The sequence below is a fragment of the Pseudooceanicola marinus genome (assembly GCF_020177265.1).
Taxonomy (GTDB): Bacteria; Pseudomonadota; Alphaproteobacteria; order Rhodobacterales; family Rhodobacteraceae; genus Pseudooceanicola; species Pseudooceanicola marinus_A.
Window position 1 is genome coordinate 231898 of sequence record NZ_JAIVMC010000003.1, and the last position, 15378, is coordinate 247275.

Consider the following 15378-nt stretch of genomic DNA (forward strand, 5'->3'; position numbering starts at 1 on the left):
GCTCTCACATCCGCCCGTGCCGGCCGGACCGGCACGGGTCCGCATCCGAACGGAGTTCGCCATGATCCCCCGCCGCGCTTTCCTTGCCGCCATGGCCGCCTCGGCCCTGACCCCGCGCCTGAGCTGGGCCGACGCCGGGTCCCCTGCTTTCCTGGCCTTCGCCAAGGAACCGGACGGGCAGCATGCCCTCTTCGGGATCGACGTGATGGGCCATGACGTCTTCCGGGTGCCGATGCCGGGGCGCGGACACGCGGGCGCGGCGCATCCGGTGGCACCGGAGGCCGTGGGCTTCGCCCGCCGCCCGGGCACCTTCGCCCGCGTCATCGACTGCGCCAATGGCCGGGTCCTGACCGAGCTGCACAGCCCCGAGGGGCGGCATTTCATGGGCCATGGCACTTTCCTGCAGGGCGGCGACATCCTGGCCACGCTGGAGAACGACTACATCACCACCCGCGGCAAGATCGGGCTGTGGTCGCGCAGCCAGGGCTACAGGCGCGTGGGTGAGATCGAGACCCATGGCGTCGGCCCGCATGAGGCGCTGCAGATGGCTGACGGCACGCTGGTAGTGGCCAATGGCGGCATCCAGACCGATCCCCGGGTCGAGGACGGGCGGGGCAAGTTGAACCTGCCCACCATGCAGCCGTCGCTGGCCTATATCACGCCGGAGGGGGAGCTGCTGGAGCAGGTGGTTCTGGATCCCGATCTGCACCTGAACTCGATCCGCCACCTGGCGATGACCGGCGACGGCCTGGTCGGTTTCGCCATGCAGTGGCAGGGCGACACGATGGACGGGGTGCCCCTGCTGGGGCTGCACCGCCGGGGCTGGGCGGAGGCCAAGCTGGCCGAGGCGCCCCTGGGTGAGCAGCTGGCGATGAATGGCTATGCGGGCTCCGTCGCGCTGTCGGGCGACGGGCAGTATTTCGGTATCACCAGCCCGCGCGGCGGTCGGCTGCATATCTTCGACCACGATGCCAATTTCGTCGCCGTGCACCGTCGCCCGGACATCTGCGGCCTGGCGGCGGGGCCCGAAGGGTTCCTGGCCACCGACGGGCTGGGCGGTGTCTGGCATGCCACCGCGGAAGAGTTTCAGCCCTTCACCCGTGCCGAGCGGGCCTGGGACAACCACGTCGTCACGCTCTAACGCGGGGACAGGTGGCAAGGGGCAGGGGGCAGTTGATCGCGGCAGGGGCCTCGCCTAACGTGGTGCGACCCCGAGGAGGACGGACATGCCGCCCCGACAGTTTGATGCCCGTTTGCGCTCCTATCTCATGGGCTGTCTGGGCCCCCTGACCCTGGCCGCGCTTCTGGCCTTCAGCCTGAAAGGCGCCGCCATGGCCGATCCCTCCGCCCCGATGGGCACAGACCCCGCGCTGATGCTGGATTTCTCCGTCGCCCCGGAAAGTGGCCCCTTGAACTATTTCCTGGTGCCCGACGGCGTCGCCACCTTCTGCGCCGTCGACGCGGGACAGGATCCGGCGGCCCGGGCGGAGGCCGATCCGCAGGGTGCGGCCTTCTACGCCCGTCTGACCCCGGCACCGGTGGCCGAGGCGCATCTGCGCCTCGCGGCCTTCGATGCCCAGGGGGATCTGCTGTTGGAACTGGAAGTCGAGGAGAAGCGCGAGGATGGCATCTGGACCATGCTGTCGGGCGCCGACGCCGTCTGTGCCGCGCCCGAGGAGGTGTCCGCGCGTTTCTCGTTCTTCGAGGGCAAGCTGGTGGCGCTGATCGAACCCTGAGAGCCGCTGCCCGCGACCTGGGCAGAGGCGCACACGACGGGTCGGGTCACGTCACTTTCCGCTTTGCCGGGCGCCCGCGCTTCGGCTAGAAAACCCCCACGGACCCGCGTGCCGATGGCGTCGGCGCGCATTTCCGGTCCGATAGGTTCAACCCTGTCCTGTACGCCCGGACGTTTGCGCCGGGTCGTGGACGTCTCTCCCGCTCCGGCCTCCGGAATGAGGATTGAGACATGGCCGATCTGGCAACCCAACTGAACACCCGCGTCGATACCTTCACCTGCCACAATGGCGAAAAGGCCCCGCTGCCCTTCTCTGCCGCCGAATACGCCGCGCGTCTGGCGCGGCTGCGCGCGATCATGGCCGGGATGGATCTGCCCGTGGTCGTGCTGACCTCGATGCACAACATCGCCTATTATTCGGGCTTTCTCTATTGCTCCTTCGGCCGGCCCTATGCCTGCGTGGTGACGGCGCAGGCCTGCACCACGGTCAGCGCCAATATCGACGCCGGCCAACCCTGGCGGCGCAGCCATGGCGAGAATGTCATCTACACCGACTGGCAGCGCGACAACTACTGGCGCGCGGTGCGGAACCTGGCGGGCGGCGCGCGCCGTGTGGGGATCGAGGGCGATCACCTGACCCTGGCGCAATCGGCCAAGCTGGCCGAGTTTCTGGGCGCCCCCGAGGTGGTCGACGTGGCCCCCGCCACCATGCAGGCGCGAATGATCAAATCTCCCGAGGAGATCGCCCTGATCCGTGAAGGCGCCCGCATCGCTGACCTGGGCGGCGCCGCGATCCGCGCCGCGATTCACGAGGGCGCGCGCGAGATCGACGTGGCCATGGCGGGTCGCGACGCGATGGAGGCCGAGATTGCCCGCGCCCATCCCGACAGCGAGCTGCGCGACACCTGGGTCTGGTTCCAGTCGGGCCTGAACACCGACGGCGCCCATAACCCGGTGACCACCCGGGCGCTGGAAATGGGCGACATCCTGTCGCTGAACTGCTTTCCGATGATCTCGGCCTATTACACCGCGCTGGAACGCACTCTTTTCCTGGGCGAACCCGATGCGGGCAGCCTGAAGATCTGGCAGGCCAATGTGGCCACGCATGAGCTGGGCCTGTCGCTGATCAAGCCGGGCATTTCCTGTGCCCAGATCTGCGATGAGCTGAACCGCTTCCTGGCCGATGAGGGCCTGCTGCAACACCGCAGCTTCGGCTATGGCCACAGCTTCGGCGTGCTGTCGCATTACTATGGCCGCGAGGCGGGGCTGGAGCTGCGCGAGGATATCGACACGGTGCTGGAGCCGGGCATGGTCGTGTCGATGGAGCCGATGCTGTGGCTGCCCGAGGGGATGCCGGGCGCCGGGGGCTATCGCGAGCATGACATCCTTGTGGTGGGCGAAGAGGGGGCCGAGAACATCACCAAGTTCCCCTACGGCCCGGGGGCGAACATCATCGCCTGAGCGGGGCGGCGGAGGACGGGGAGTCCTCCGCCCTTTGTCTTGGGGGCGCCCACTCCGGCCATTCCTGGCGCGGGCTGCAAGCCCGGGCCGCGCCCGACCCTCCCCCCGGGAGGGCGCATGGCGATGTCGGAAAGAGCACAGGCGACAAATGAGTTTTGGGGTGCTTCCCCAGCAAAGAGGGATCAAGGCGCCCACCCAGGGTCGGGCGCGTCCCTCCTCGCTCCGATGCGCCCCCGGGGCTCCGCCCGGGCATTCAGTCAGCGCCAACAGGAAGGGTTGGAGGGGTTAATCCGACACAGGCGCGATCTGCCGCGCTCCGCCCACAGGGGCGATGCGCCGGGCGGTGCCGGCGTCGATGGCCGACAGCCGGTCGGTGCCATAGCGCGTGGTCGAGGCGAGGAAGCCATTTACCTCCGGGTTCTGCCGCGTCGTGCGTTGGCCTGCCGAGATCGACAGGTCGACCTCGGCCTCCTCCAGCGCCAGCCGGGTGGGAATGGCGTTCAGCCGGTCCTCCATCTGCCCGCCCAGATCGTCGAAACTGACCATGCCGACGAAGAACTTCAGGTCGCGGCAATCCCAGCCCGCCGCCGAGCCGCGCAGCCGAGCCACCTCGGCCAGGGTCAGGGAACAGCGGAAGTCCACCAGATCCTCCTGCCAGCGGTCCAGTTGCAGGCGCATGGCGTCGAACCCGGTGCGAGAGGCTGCCGTCATCGCCGATTGCACGATGGCCCGCGCCAGCTGCCCGCCGCCCGGGCCCTGCATCCGCGTGGTCCAGTCGTTGGGCTGCTCGACGCCCGCATCGGCCACCAGGAAGAGCAGGCGCGACAGCTTCACCGCCTCGCGGGCCGAAAGCGGGGCATGGGGAGCCTCGGCGCGGGCGCGCTCCACCGCCAGGCCGGTGGTGCCGAAGTTGTCGGTGATGCCCCCGTCCAGCAGCTTTACGAAGCGCATGTCGGGGTCGCTGGCATAGCTTTCCAGCGCCGCCGCATGGGCGCGCATGGCACCCGTCGCCTCGGAATTGTAGCGCGCCGCTGTCAGCCAGTCGGGCGCGCGGTAGGCGCAACCGCCCTGGTGGCTGTCCACGACGATGGGCGAGAAGACCAGCGGATAGGCGGCCGAGGCCGCAACCGCGTCGGAGATCGGGAAGCTGGCCAGGTCGGAACAGAGCGCATCGAAAGTCTCGGGCGTGAACAGGAAGGTGGTTTGATTGGCCACATCGGTGGCATTGATCCAGGTGGTGATCGGGGATCGCCGCGCCAGGTCGCCGAAGGTGGCGCCGTGGAACAGCGCCTCGTCGAGGAACCGTCCGAAGGTCTCGCGCCCGTTGGCCCCGCCCGAGAGGCCGCGCGCGATGGTCAGCGGGTTCAACGGATTGTTGGCCATGTAGCGTTCGGCGTCGCGCACCAGGTAACCGTCACGATAGCGATCCACGCCCTCGGCACCGTGGAGCCCGTAGTAGGCCGCCGTGACCGAGCCGCCCGAGACGCCGGTGACCAACCGCAGCTCCGACAGGATGCCGTCCGGGTCGCCGGGGCCAGCGGTCATGGCGCGAAGCTCCTCCACCACCCCATGGGCGAAGGCCGAGGCGCGCATGCCCCCGCCGGAGAAGGCCAGGCCGACCCACAGCTCTTCATCGCCCGCAGGCGCGGCGCGGGCGGTGTCGTTTGGGCCGTTGTCGCGCAACTGGTTCAGGGGCGGGTTCAGGACGGCGCAGGCCGACAAGGCGAGGGCCAGGGGCAGGGCGGTCAAAAGGCGTGTCTGAAATCGCATGCGGGTCCCGGGGTCGGGGGATCAATCCCGCGACAGCTTAGGCCAGGCGATCTCGATCCGGAAACCCTTTTCGCTTGCCGGCAGGGTGAGTTTGGCACCGTGGCGGGTGGCGATCGCCTGCACCAGCGCCAGGCCCAGGCCGTGACCGGCCACGTCGCGATCCCGCTCGGCCCGGACGAAGCGGCGGGTGATCTCGGCGCGTTGCGCCTCGGGCAGGCCGGGGCCGGTGTCGGCGAGGATCATCACCAGGCGGTCGCCCTCGGCGGTTAGGGTCATCGCGATGCTGTCGCCGGGGCGGCAGAACTTCATCGCGTTGTCGAGGAGGTTGGACAGAAGCTGGGCGATCAGGCTGCGTTCCCCCAGGACCTGCAGGCCGGGCGGGGCGTCGAGGGTCAGGGCCATCGCACGGTCTTCGGCCAGCGGCTGGTAGAGGTCATGCACCTCCGCCATCAGGGCCGAGAGGTCCACCGGCACCAGTCCGGGCCGCGCGCCACTGGCGGCCTCGGCGGCAGAGATGTCCAGCAGCGCATTGAAGGTGCGGGTGGTGGCATGGATCTCCGCCTCTAGCGCCTGTTTTTGCGGGGCGGGGGCGTCGAGGGTGCGGATGCGTTGCAGCAGGCGGTTCAGGGGCGTGCGCAATTCATGGGCAATGGTGTCCGACAGGCGTTGGGTGGCGCGGTTCAGCGCCTCGATCCGGTCGAGCATGGCATGCACATGGGTTTCCAGCAGACCGAATTCATCGCTGGACCGGGGCTCGGGCAGGCGGGCCGACAGGTCGCCTGCCGCCACTAGATCGGCCAGCCGGTTCACCCGCGCGATGCGCCCCAGCACCCAGCGGGAGGTCAGCCACCCGGCCAGCAGCGCCAGCGCCACCAGCCCGGCGGCCACTGGCCAGATCACCCGGCGGAGCCCGGCCAGTGTCGCCTCGCGCGGGGTTTCGGCCCGGGCGGTCAGGAAGCGAAAGCCGCCGGGCAGTTCCCGCGCGATGCCGCGATAGCGGATCGCCTCGCCGCCGGGGCCGAGGGGCAGGGCGTAGTGCAGCACGGGCGCCGGGTCGAAGCGCGCGCCCACGGGCGTGATGTCCACGGGCCAGCCCCCGATATTGCCCGCAAGTTTCACACCCGTACGATCCTGCAGCAGATAGATCGCCTCGCCCGGTTCCATGCTGCGGGATCGGAAATCGATGGCCTGGCGCAGCGCCGGGATGCGCCTTTGCTGATAGGTGGCGGCGAAGGCGTCGAGATCCGCGGTCAGCAGCTCGGCCTGGCGCGCGTCCAGCGCCCGGGCGGTCACCCGGTATTGCAGGCCCATGGCCGAGAGGGAGATCACGATGATGCCGGCCGCGATGGCCAGGGTGACCCGCAGGCTGGCGGAGCCGGCCAGGCGCCTCATGCCGGGGCGTCGTCCATGGGAGCGGCCCGTTGCGGGTCAAAGACATAGCCCGCGCCGCGCTCCGTATGGATCACCGGGCGCCCGGCGGCCTGCTCCAGCTTGCGGCGCAACCGGCCGACGTGGACATCGACCACGTTGGTCTGCGGGTCGAAATGCAGGTTCCAGACCTTTTCCAGCAGCTGCATCCGCGTCACCACCGCCCCGGCATTGGCGGCGAAGAAGGCGATCAGATCGAACTCCTTCGGGCTGACGGGGACGTGGGTGGCGCCGATATGGACGGTCCGCGCCTTCATGCGGATCTCCATCTCACCGAAGCTGACCAGGTCGTTGTCCAGTACCGTGATCGTGGCCCGGCGCAGCAGGGCGCGCAGGCGCGCGCGCAGCTCATCGGGGTCGAAGGGCTTGGCCAGGTAGTCGTCCGCGCCCTTCTCCAGCCCCTCGATCTTGTTCGCGGCCCGCCCCAGGGCGGAGACGATCAGCACCAGCGCGGTGGAGCCTGCGGCGCGGATCTTTGCCAGGGCGTCGATGCCGTCGCCGCCGGGCAGCATCCGGTCGAAGACGATGACGCGGAAATCGTCGGCCCCGGCGGCAGCCAGCCCCTCGGGGTAGGTCGTCACCCAATGCGGATCGGCGCCGAGGTCGCGTGCCGCCGCGCAAAGGGCCTGGCCCGCTTCGGTGTCGTCCTCGACGATGAGGATGCGGGGCGGCAGGCGGGGCGGGGTCGGGTCGGTCTCTGGCATGGTCACTCCGGATGGCTGGTCAGAAGGGCACGACGGCCGGGTCGAGCGCATTGCCCGTGACCGGCCGACCCAGCGAGGGGGCGGCGGCGGGATCCAGCAGCAGGTGCATCTGCCGTTCGTCCCGCTGGATGCGCAGCAGCTGCGCCGTGGCACTGCGCAGCGCGACTTTCGCCCCGGCGAGACCGTTAACCGCGCGGATCTCGTCCCCCGGCGCGAGGCCCGCGGCAAAGGCCGGGCTGTTCTCGGTGACCGACAGAATGCGGGCCGTGCCGGGCGCGAGGGTCAGGCCGAGGGGCACAGGTGCCGGAGCTGCTCTGGACGCGGCAGACGCTTCGGGCATGTCCGTGGGCGTCAGTCGCAGGGTCAGCTGCTGCTCCATCGGGTGCGCGCCCGGGCGCATGAGGACCAAAGGCAAGGTATCGCTGCGGCGGCCCTCCAGCGCGAAGGCCAGCGTGCCCGGGCGGTCCAGCCGCCGGCCATCCAAGGACAGCAGGACATCGCCAGGGCGAAGGCCGGCGCGTGCTGCGGCGCCGCCGTCGTCCACGTCGTCCACTAGGACGCCGGTTTGATCCTCGCCGAGGCCCAGCAGGCGCGCGGTCTCCCCGTCGAGCGGTCGCAGGCGCAGCCCCAGGCGGGGCACAGGCACCAGGGTGTCGTCGATCAGCCCCTGCAGGGTCGCCACGGGCACCGCATAGGCGACGCCGGTGAAGAAGCGTGAGCCGTCGGCAATCCGGGCATTGATCGCCACCACGCCCCCCCGCGCATCCAGCAGCGGGCCGCCGGAGGATCCAGGGTTGAGGGCCGCGTCATGCTGGTAAAGCTGCAACGGCACCGCCGGGTCCACCTGTCGCCCGACATGGGACAGGCTGCCCCGGGTCACGCTCTGCCCCAGCTCCAGCGGGGCGCCAAGCGCGAACAGGGGCTGGCCCAGGACCGGCGCGGTCGGGGCGGGCGAAAGGCCTGGCGCAGGGGCGGGCCCGGTCAGGGTGAACAGGGCCAGGTCCCGCGCCCGGTCCTGCCGCAGCAGCGTCGCCTCGCGCCTCTGGCCATCGCTGAACCGCGCGACGATATGGGCGTGTGCTCCGATCACATGGGCATTGGTGACCAGGACCGGTTCCGTGCCGAAGAGGAAGCCGCTGCCGAGGAAGGCAGGCGCGCCTGTGTCGGTGTAAAGCTCCACCGTCGCTGCCAGACCGCGCGCCAGGGCCGCGGCGATCAGGGCGTCCGGCCCGGTCTCGACCCTCAGGGCGGCCCGGGGCAGGTCGATGCGGGCGAGGGCGGCGCCGGGGAGAAGGGCAAGGGCCGTTCCCAGCCAGACGACCCCCAGCCCGACCACGACCGGCCAGGCCCATCCCCGCGCGGGGCGACCAGCGGGGCGCATCGGGCGCGTGAAGGGGCGGCGGGGCAGGGGCATGGGCAGTCCTTTCAGGCCTCCGGCGGGGACGGTCCTGTCAATTTGTAGTGCTAACGCCGCGATCCGGGCAACTCACATGACAAGTTGTGTCATCGGGCCGGATGGCGGCGGCAGGGGCGGCCAGATGCCAGATTTTCGTTGAAATGCCTCCGGCTGGGGGCAATCCTTCGGGCAGCATTTCCGACACGAGATTTTCCCATGCCCGTTTCGCTGCCCCGTCCGCCCGTTCTGCCCCGCCCCGCCATGGCGGTGGCCCTGGCGGCCCTTGTCGGCCTGGGGGGCGCCTTGCCCGCCGCGGCCCAGAGCGTGATCCGCAACGCCGAGCTGTCGGCGCGGCTGTTCGAGGCGGCGCAGGATCTTCGGGATCCGATGCTGGCGGTGGCGGCGGCCCGGTTGCGCAAGTCGGTGCTGGCCATGCAGGTGCAGCGCCAGCCGGTGAAGGAGGGGCCGCCGGCGGAGGGGATCGCCCCGGAACCCCGGCTCCTGTCCTGGCAACGGATGCTGGACGCGGCGCTGGAGATGTCGGGCGGGTCCGAAACGATTGCCAAGCTGGCCGACGACGTGCGGTTCGCCGGGACAAAGGGCGTGGCGTCGGGGCAGGTCTATTCGATCACCACGATCTCGGGAAATGGCAAGGATACCTATCCGCCGCTGGAATACATCGGCGGCGACTATGCGGAGGTTTATGTCGAGGCGAAGGATACCGGAGCGGACCTGAACCTTTTCGTGCGCGACGGACACGGGCGCCTGGTCTGTTCGGATACCGACATAAGCGCCATTGCCTATTGCGGCTGGCGCCCTGCCACCTCCGAGTTCTTTACCGTCGAGGTGGTCAATCGTGGCCCCGCCGCGAGCTCCTATTCGCTGATTACCAACTGATCCAACGGGCCGCATCACCGCAAACCTGTCACGGCAGGACGGCGTGGAAGGTGGCGCTGGCGGGGAAGGGACGGGCGGCGTGGCTGGCGATTGGCTGGCGCGCGGCTCGGCCTGGGATCCGCCGGGCGACACGGGGCGACCGGCGGTAAGAGAGGTGGCCCTTGAGGGCCTGTCCCGGGGCTATCGGCTTTCAAGCCCTCGCAGAACCTGATCGAGGAAGGTCTCGGCCGTGATGGTGGGATCGGCGCGTCCGCCGTGCTGTTCCAGGCTGTAGGCCATGATCCAGTTGACCGCGGCGAAGAGGAACAGGGCCGTGCTCTCGGTCTCGACCTCACGCAGGCGGCCCTCGGCCACGGCCCCGTCGAGAAGGCCCTGGATATGCGCGCGCAACGTCTCGCGGCGTTGCACCAGCTGCTGCTGCATTGAGGCCGGCAGGGCGCGGATGTTGATCAGCGTGGCATAGGTGCCGCCATCCTCGATGACGTGCCGCAGGAAGGCGAGGTAAAAGGCGCGGAACCGATCAAAGGCGTCCGGACCGGCCTCTTCGGTCTCGACCCTGGCGCGTTCCCCGGCTTTCAGGCTGACCTCGATGCACTCGTAGAGCAGCTCTTCCTTGTTGCGGAAGTAGTAGTAAAGCGCCGTCTTGGTCACGCCGATACGGTCGGCGATCTCGTCCAGCGATGTTGCGTGGTAGCCCTTTTCGTTGAAGAGACGGGATGCGACCCGAAGTGCGGCGCGGCGTTTGCGTTCACGCATCTCCTCGCGCGATGCGATCTCCCCATTCCAATCTGCCATTTGCCCCTCAGTCATTTGTTGGTGTGTGATTCGGGAATCGCACCCGTTTCACGACGAAGCTGTAGACAAACAATATTGCCGATTAATCCGGAGCGACATTGTCGCGCAAGAAACTCTCCAGACTCGCGGGTCATTGAACCCGCGTCTAAGAGTGGCCGCATGCTCTAAGCCGGAAGCTAGGCACAGAAAACCCCCGGATCTGAGAAACCGGCGGAGCGACCTGCAATAAAACCCAATACGCCGACATTCCGCTCGGAATGGCGGAAACGCGCCCTATCGGATTTTAATTTGGTCTTTGCATACGCTGGCGACGGGTCTTGTCGCAAGAGATCTCTCCCTATCCGCGTACGTTTTATTCCTTGCAAGTATCAACTGTATTCACATGGAATGAGCCGCTCAAGGGGAGGTGCAACCTTTGGGCGTATAAAAGCCGCAGGCGCCACCCTGGGTGGCGGGGTGGCGCCTGAACAGTTGCTCAATTTTTGAGCGGGTATTCGCCGATCAGCCCCGGGTCCAGCCGAGCTGCGCGGCGAGCCGGTCCTGGGCGGCGATGAACTCGGCCTCCAGGCGGTCGACCAGCTTCGCCGCCGGAAGGATCTCCTTCACTGCGCCGATGCCCTGGCCCGAGCCCCAGATCTCCTTCCAGCTTTTCGGCTTGGCGCCGCCGAAGTCCATTTTCGACGGGTCCGAGATTTCCAGCGCCTCGGGGTCCATGCCGGCCGCGGCGACCGAGGGCTTCAGGTAGTTGCCCCAGACGCCGGTGAAGAGGTTGGAATAGACGATGTCGGAGGCGCCGCAGTCGGTGATCATCTGCTTGTAGGCCTCGTCTGCATTGGCCTCCTCCGTGGCGATGAAGGCGGAGCCGGCGTAGCCGCCGTCGGCACCCATGGCCAGCGCGGCCAGCAGGCTGTCACCGCGCGCGATGGCGCCCGAAAGGAACAGCGGGCCGTCGAACCAGGCGCGGATTTCCTGCACCAGGGCGAAGGGAGATTGCGCGCCCGCGTGGCCGCCGGCACCGGCCGCCACGGCGATCAGACCATCAGCGCCCTTTTCGATGGCCTTGTGGGCGAAGCGGTCGTTGATGACGTCGTGTAGGACGATGCCGCCGCCGGCGTGGGCGGCCTCGTTGACCTCGGGCCGGGCCCCGAGCGAGGTGATCCAGACCGGCACCTTGTGCTTCATGCAGATTTCCACGTCACGCTCCAGCCGGGCGTTCGACTTGTGCACGATCTGGTTCACCGCGTAGGGCGCCGCCGGGGTGTCCGGGTTCTCCTGGTTATGCCGGTCCAGCTCTTCGTTGATCCGGGTCAGCCAGCGTTCCAGCTCGATCGGCTCGCCCGCCTTCTCGCGCGCATTCAGCGCCGGGAAGGAGCCGACGATGCCGGCCTTGCACTGGGCGATCACCAGATCGGGGTTGGAAATGATGAAAAGCGGGCTGCCGATCAGTGGCAGACGCAGGTTGGAGAGCGCTTGGGGCAGGCTCATGGGTTCCTCCCGGGTGTTGTCCTCGGCGTCAGAGGTGGCACGCGGCAGGCCGGGTGTCACCTCTGTCGCTGCGTCACGGGCGGGTACGGGGACCCGGCATCAGCAGTACATAAGGGGAGGGGCGCGCAGGTCCGGGGTAAGGTCGGCGTCAGGGCATCGCCCAGACCGGGCCGGCGCGCAGGCTGACGGCTTCGCCGCGTTGCAAGGGGCGCGCGCAGCTGAAGGGCAGGGGCTCGGCCAGTCCCGGCACCTCGGCAAGGGCCTCCCAGTGGCCGCCGCGATAGGTCACGCGCGAGACGGTGCCGCGCAGCGCCTCGGGGCTGCCGGGATCCGTCCGTCGCAGGTCGGCGGGGCGGATCACCACGCGGCCCGGACCCTGCCGGTGGCGCGCGGCCTCGGCCAGTGGCACCTGGACGGGACCAAGATCGGCCAGGCCATCGGCGAAATGCGCATCGAGGACTGCGGATTGCCCGATGAAGCGCGCCACATGCTCACTGGCGGGCCGGTCGTGGATCTCTTCGGGCGTGCCCTCCTGGGCGAAACGGCCGTCTTCCATCACGGCGATCCGCGTGGCAAGCGCCATCGCTTCGCGCTGGTCGTGGGTGATGTAGATGATCGTCGCGCCAGATGCGGCGTGGAACGCGGCCAGTTCCTCTTCCATCCGCGTGCGCAGATGCGGGTCGAGGTTGGCCAGGGGTTCATCCATCAGGACGATCCTGGCTCCGCTGGCCAGGCAGCGGGCCAGGGCGACCCGCTGGCGCTGCCCGCCCGACAGTTCGGCCGGCTTCCGTGTGGCATAGGGGGTCAGCGAGACGGTCTGCAGATGCGCCTGTGCGGCCTCGCGGGCGCGGGCCCGGGGCATGCCGTCGCATTCCAGCGGAAAGGAGACATTGCCGGTCACGTCCATGTGGGGCCAGAGGGCGTAGGTCTGGAACACCACGGCGACATCGCGATCCTCGGGTGGCACGTGGATGTCGGCGCCGGAGGCCGGGGCGCCGTTCAGGCGAATCTCGCCGCCGTCGAGAGGTTCCAGCCCGGCGATCAGGCGCAGCAGGGTGGACTTGCCGCAGCCGGAGGGGCCGAGCACAGTGAAGAAAGCGCCCTCGGGAATCTCGACAGAGATCCCGTCGACGGCTGTTTCCGCGCCGAACCGCTTCACTGCATCGGTGATGCTGACCGCCATACCTGACCCTCTTTTGACCGACGGTTTAGTATGGGATGCGTATCAAGTTAAGAGCAAGCCGCGTGAAGCTTTTGCGACACCGCCAAGCCGTGCACGACGTCCAGAAACGTCACCGGCCCCGAAGGGCAAAGGCTGGTCTGTAAGAGAGAAATTGGAGCGGGCGAGGCGATTCGAACGCCCGACCCTTACCTTGGCAAGGTAATGCTCTACCCCTGAGCTACGCCCGCATCCGGTTCGACAGGTGGGTCCCTGTCTGGGGTCCAAAATGGAGCGGGCGAGGCGATTCGAACGCCCGACCCTTACCTTGGCAAGGTAATGCTCTACCCCTGAGCTACGCCCGCTTCCTTTTGGTGAGGCACGATGTACAAAGACGGCCCGGCGGCTGCAAGAGGAAAATTCGGGCTTTTCGCGGAAATTTTCCGACGCGCGCCTGACCTCAGGGGCGGCTGGTCCGGCGCCCCGGTGACAGGCCGGGGCGCGCTGGCGTCCCGGCCTTTGCTGCAAGGCGTGCCGCTCAGGCGCGGCCCACGGTCACGTCGATATTGCCCCGGGTGGCATGGCTGTAGGGGCAGACCTCATGGGCGGCGCTAATCAGCTGATCCGCCGTGTCGGCCTCCAGACCGGGCAGGTCGACCGTGATCGCCACCTGCAGGGCGAACCCGTCATCCGCGCGCTTTCCGATCGAGACCTCTGCTTTGGCCGTCGCGGTGTCAGGCACCTTGATCTTCTGTCCCCGGGCGACGGCCTTCAGCGCCGAAAGGAAGCAGGCGGCGTAGCCTGCGGCGAACATCTGTTCGGGGTTGGTGCCGTCGCCACCGGCGCCGCCCAGCTCCTTCGGGGTGACCAGGGCGACCGACAGGGCGCCATCGGCAGTTTCGGCGCGCCCTTCGCGACCGCCGGTTGCTAAGGCGCTGGTGGTGTAGAGCGGGGTGATGGACATGAGGGGCTCCTTTCGAGTCGAGAGCGATTAGGTCGCATGCGATACAGTTAGGGCCCCTTGTCCCGCTGGCAAGGCCTTGGCGCGCACTTGCGATAAAATCGCCTGCGATCTATCTCGGAAACATGACGCAGGCCCCTGATCCCTCCGCGCCACTGCCTGGCGCCGCTGTAAAAGAACCCGACGCGCCCCTGGCCGCAACGGAGGCCCTGCTGTGCTTCAACCTCTACGCCGCCAGCCACGCCTTCATCCGGCTCTATGCGCCCTATCTGGAACGGTTGTCGCTGACCTATCCGCAGTTCCTGGTCCTCTTGCTGCTGCATGAAAAGGACGGGCAGGGGGTGGGCGAGATCGGCCGGGCGCTGTCGATGGAGACCAATACCCTGTCGCCCCTGCTGAAACGGATGCAGGGGGCGGGCCTGTTGGATCGGGTGCGGTCGCAGGCGGATGAACGGCGGGTGGAGATCCGGCTGACAGAGGCCGGGCGGGCCCGTGCGGCCGAGGCGGCGGAGGTGCCGGGCTGCATCGCCCGTGACGGCGGGATGACCGAAGAAAGCTATCACCAGAGCCTGGCCACCCTGCGCGCGTTGCGGCGCGAGATCGCGGAGACCGAGGCGCGGGCACAGTCTCGGGGCGAAGGCGATCAGCGGTAGGGCGCGCGCCAGCCGGCGGCCAGGGCCTCGGCCTCGCTGCAGAACCAGCGTTCACCCTTGGCGGTGTTGATCCGGGTCCGGTCATAGTGGGCGGAATAGGGGGTGTGGTAGATGCGCTGACCCTTGCCATTAATGTTGCCCTTGATCGGACAGTCGGCCTGCGGCGCGCTGGCCGCGGTCTGTTGCCAGCGCCCGGCGCGGTAGTCCCAGGGCATCACTGGCGTGCCCCGCGCCCAGAGGCCGCGCCCCTCGATCCGGGCCACCTTTTCCTGGTCGATATAGGTCAGCCCGTAGCGGCGGAAGGCGACAGCCTGGCCGGCCAGCACCATTTCGGCGCCCAGGTCACGACCGGCGACGGAGCAACGAGCCAGCAGTCGGTCGTAGGCATCCACCTCATCCCCCCGGCAGGTGACCTGCTGCCGCGCCGTCAGGCGTTTCAGAAAGGCAGTGGCCTCTGCGCCGCAGGGGGCGCCATGGCAGTCCTGCCCGGTTTCCGGCGCGTCGATGTCCAGCAGGCGCACGACCTGGCCGCGCAGCTCCAGCGTGTCGCCGTCGATGATCCGCGCGGGGCCCTTCACCTCTCGCGCCAGGGCCGAGACCGGCAGGATGAGGCAGAGCAGCAGCAGGAGGGGCAGGCGCATGGGAGGTCCAAGTGTTAACGAAGGTTAACGAAAGACCTAGTCCTGAACGGCCCGGGCGAGCAAGCGCTTGCCGGAGGCGTGGTAAAGAGGCATGAGCAGCGACAGCATGGGCCAAGGAGACAGCCATGGATTATTCGAAGATGGGCGCGGCCAAGCCGCACAAGGGCGTGCCGCGTCACACCGAGAAGGGCCAGGATCGCGCCGCCGGGCAGAAGGGGCGCCCGTCGAAGGCTGATCTTCTGGCGCGGATGAAGAAGGCCGCGGAGCGCAAGGAGGGCTGAGGCTTCGGCACG

Annotated in this window: 15 protein-coding genes and 2 tRNA genes; 6 read left to right on the forward strand and 11 right to left on the reverse strand. The window is 68.6% G+C overall.

Going from position 1 to position 15378, the window contains the following annotated elements; genetic code table 11:
* Positions 1–61 precede the first annotated feature (61 nt).
* The 3 genes from LC066_RS05730 to LC066_RS05740 all read left to right on the forward strand — a co-directional run bounded on the left by LC066_RS05730 (position 62) and on the right by LC066_RS05740 (position 3196).
* Positions 62–1141, forward strand: coding sequence for a DUF1513 domain-containing protein (locus LC066_RS05730; protein ID WP_224897128.1), 1080 nt, complete (start codon positions 62–64; stop codon positions 1139–1141).
* 85 nt (positions 1142–1226) lie between these two features.
* Positions 1227–1736, forward strand: a complete 510-nt coding sequence (locus LC066_RS05735) for a hypothetical protein (protein ID WP_224897130.1) — start codon at positions 1227–1229, stop codon at positions 1734–1736.
* A gap of 230 nt (positions 1737–1966) precedes the next feature.
* Positions 1967–3196 (forward strand): aminopeptidase P family protein, encoded by a 1230-nt coding sequence (locus LC066_RS05740; RefSeq protein WP_224897132.1) that lies wholly within the window; start codon positions 1967–1969, stop codon positions 3194–3196.
* 285 nt (positions 3197–3481) lie between these two features.
* Here the strand turns inward: LC066_RS05740 and LC066_RS05745 are convergent, their stop codons facing one another.
* From LC066_RS05745 to LC066_RS05760, 4 genes are read right to left on the reverse strand one after another with little or no spacing between them, the layout of a single operon-like run.
* Complete coding sequence (locus tag LC066_RS05745) at positions 3482–4966, reverse strand: patatin-like phospholipase family protein (protein ID WP_224897134.1); 1485 nt, start codon at positions 4964–4966, stop codon at positions 3482–3484.
* Between the two features lie 21 nt (positions 4967–4987).
* Positions 4988–6358 carry a sensor histidine kinase gene (locus tag LC066_RS05750; RefSeq protein WP_224897136.1) on the reverse strand — a complete coding sequence of 457 codons (1371 nt, stop codon included), beginning with the start codon at positions 6356–6358 and terminating at the stop codon, positions 4988–4990.
* Positions 6355–7098 (reverse strand): response regulator transcription factor, encoded by a 744-nt coding sequence (locus tag LC066_RS05755; RefSeq protein ID WP_224897138.1) that lies wholly within the window; start codon positions 7096–7098, stop codon positions 6355–6357. The genes LC066_RS05750 and LC066_RS05755 overlap by 4 nt, the downstream gene beginning before the upstream one ends.
* 19 nt (positions 7099–7117) lie before the next feature.
* On the reverse strand, positions 7118–8512 hold the full coding sequence (locus tag LC066_RS05760; protein ID WP_224897140.1) for a S1C family serine protease: 1395 nt from the start codon (positions 8510–8512) through the stop codon (positions 7118–7120).
* A 198-nt stretch (positions 8513–8710) separates the two neighbouring features.
* On the opposite strand from LC066_RS05760, the gene LC066_RS05765 reads away from it, so the two are divergent.
* Positions 8711–9391: a hypothetical protein gene (locus tag LC066_RS05765; protein WP_224897142.1), complete on the forward strand. Its 681-nt coding sequence runs from the start codon at positions 8711–8713 to the stop codon at positions 9389–9391.
* A gap of 180 nt (positions 9392–9571) precedes the next feature.
* On the opposite strand, the gene LC066_RS05770 is transcribed toward LC066_RS05765, so the two are convergent.
* The 6 genes from LC066_RS05770 to LC066_RS05795 all read right to left on the reverse strand — a co-directional run bounded on the left by LC066_RS05770 (position 9572) and on the right by LC066_RS05795 (position 13794).
* Entirely contained in the window at positions 9572–10186 is a 615-nt protein-coding gene (locus LC066_RS05770) for a TetR/AcrR family transcriptional regulator (RefSeq protein WP_222476803.1), read from the reverse strand.
* A 501-nt stretch (positions 10187–10687) separates the two neighbouring features.
* Positions 10688–11671: an NAD(P)H-dependent flavin oxidoreductase gene (locus LC066_RS05775; protein ID WP_224897144.1), complete on the reverse strand. Its 984-nt coding sequence runs from the start codon at positions 11669–11671 to the stop codon at positions 10688–10690.
* Between the two features lie 148 nt (positions 11672–11819).
* Positions 11820–12854: an ABC transporter ATP-binding protein gene (locus LC066_RS05780; RefSeq protein ID WP_224897146.1), complete on the reverse strand. Its 1035-nt coding sequence runs from the start codon at positions 12852–12854 to the stop codon at positions 11820–11822.
* Positions 12855–13006: 152 nt separating this feature from the next.
* Positions 13007–13081 (reverse strand) — tRNA-Gly (locus LC066_RS05785).
* A gap of 39 nt (positions 13082–13120) precedes the next feature.
* A tRNA-Gly gene (locus tag LC066_RS05790) sits at positions 13121–13195 on the reverse strand.
* Between the two features lie 173 nt (positions 13196–13368).
* On the reverse strand, positions 13369–13794 hold the full coding sequence (locus LC066_RS05795) for an organic hydroperoxide resistance protein (RefSeq protein WP_224897148.1): 426 nt from the start codon (positions 13792–13794) through the stop codon (positions 13369–13371).
* A gap of 122 nt (positions 13795–13916) precedes the next feature.
* On the opposite strand from LC066_RS05795, the gene LC066_RS05800 reads away from it, so the two are divergent.
* Complete coding sequence (locus LC066_RS05800) at positions 13917–14444, forward strand: MarR family winged helix-turn-helix transcriptional regulator (RefSeq protein WP_224897150.1); 528 nt, start codon at positions 13917–13919, stop codon at positions 14442–14444.
* Here the strand turns inward: LC066_RS05800 and LC066_RS05805 are convergent.
* Positions 14435–15085, reverse strand: a complete 651-nt coding sequence (locus LC066_RS05805) for a thermonuclease family protein (protein WP_224897152.1) — start codon at positions 15083–15085, stop codon at positions 14435–14437. The genes LC066_RS05800 and LC066_RS05805 overlap by 10 nt on opposite strands.
* A 125-nt stretch (positions 15086–15210) precedes the next feature.
* Here LC066_RS05805 and LC066_RS05810 point away from each other — a divergent pair, with 125 nt between their 5' ends.
* Positions 15211–15366: a hypothetical protein gene (locus LC066_RS05810; RefSeq protein WP_224897154.1), complete on the forward strand. Its 156-nt coding sequence runs from the start codon at positions 15211–15213 to the stop codon at positions 15364–15366.
* The last annotated feature ends 12 nt before the right edge of the window (positions 15367–15378 follow it).

Excerpts from the sequence above, each read along its gene's own strand:
- LC066_RS05730 (WP_224897128.1), top strand. The coding sequence starts at position 62 with ATGATCCCCCGCCGCGCTTTCCTTGCCGCCATGGCCGCCTCGGCCCTG.
- LC066_RS05735 (WP_224897130.1), top strand. The coding sequence starts at position 1,227 with ATGCCGCCCCGACAGTTTGATGCCCGTTTGCGCTCCTATCTCATGGGC.
- LC066_RS05740 (WP_224897132.1), top strand. The coding sequence starts at position 1,967 with ATGGCCGATCTGGCAACCCAACTGAACACCCGCGTCGATACCTTCACC.
- LC066_RS05745 (WP_224897134.1), bottom strand. The coding sequence starts at position 4,966 with ATGCGATTTCAGACACGCCTTTTGACCGCCCTGCCCCTGGCCCTCGCC.
- LC066_RS05750 (WP_224897136.1), bottom strand. The coding sequence starts at position 6,358 with ATGAGGCGCCTGGCCGGCTCCGCCAGCCTGCGGGTCACCCTGGCCATC.
- LC066_RS05755 (WP_224897138.1), bottom strand. The coding sequence starts at position 7,098 with ATGCCAGAGACCGACCCGACCCCGCCCCGCCTGCCGCCCCGCATCCTC.
- LC066_RS05760 (WP_224897140.1), bottom strand. The coding sequence starts at position 8,512 with ATGCCCCTGCCCCGCCGCCCCTTCACGCGCCCGATGCGCCCCGCTGGT.
- LC066_RS05765 (WP_224897142.1), top strand. The coding sequence starts at position 8,711 with ATGCCCGTTTCGCTGCCCCGTCCGCCCGTTCTGCCCCGCCCCGCCATG.
- LC066_RS05770 (WP_222476803.1), bottom strand. The coding sequence starts at position 10,186 with ATGGCAGATTGGAATGGGGAGATCGCATCGCGCGAGGAGATGCGTGAA.
- LC066_RS05775 (WP_224897144.1), bottom strand. The coding sequence starts at position 11,671 with ATGAGCCTGCCCCAAGCGCTCTCCAACCTGCGTCTGCCACTGATCGGC.
- LC066_RS05780 (WP_224897146.1), bottom strand. The coding sequence starts at position 12,854 with ATGGCGGTCAGCATCACCGATGCAGTGAAGCGGTTCGGCGCGGAAACA.
- LC066_RS05795 (WP_224897148.1), bottom strand. The coding sequence starts at position 13,794 with ATGTCCATCACCCCGCTCTACACCACCAGCGCCTTAGCAACCGGCGGT.
- LC066_RS05800 (WP_224897150.1), top strand. The coding sequence starts at position 13,917 with ATGACGCAGGCCCCTGATCCCTCCGCGCCACTGCCTGGCGCCGCTGTA.
- LC066_RS05805 (WP_224897152.1), bottom strand. The coding sequence starts at position 15,085 with ATGCGCCTGCCCCTCCTGCTGCTGCTCTGCCTCATCCTGCCGGTCTCG.
- LC066_RS05810 (WP_224897154.1), top strand. The coding sequence starts at position 15,211 with ATGGATTATTCGAAGATGGGCGCGGCCAAGCCGCACAAGGGCGTGCCG.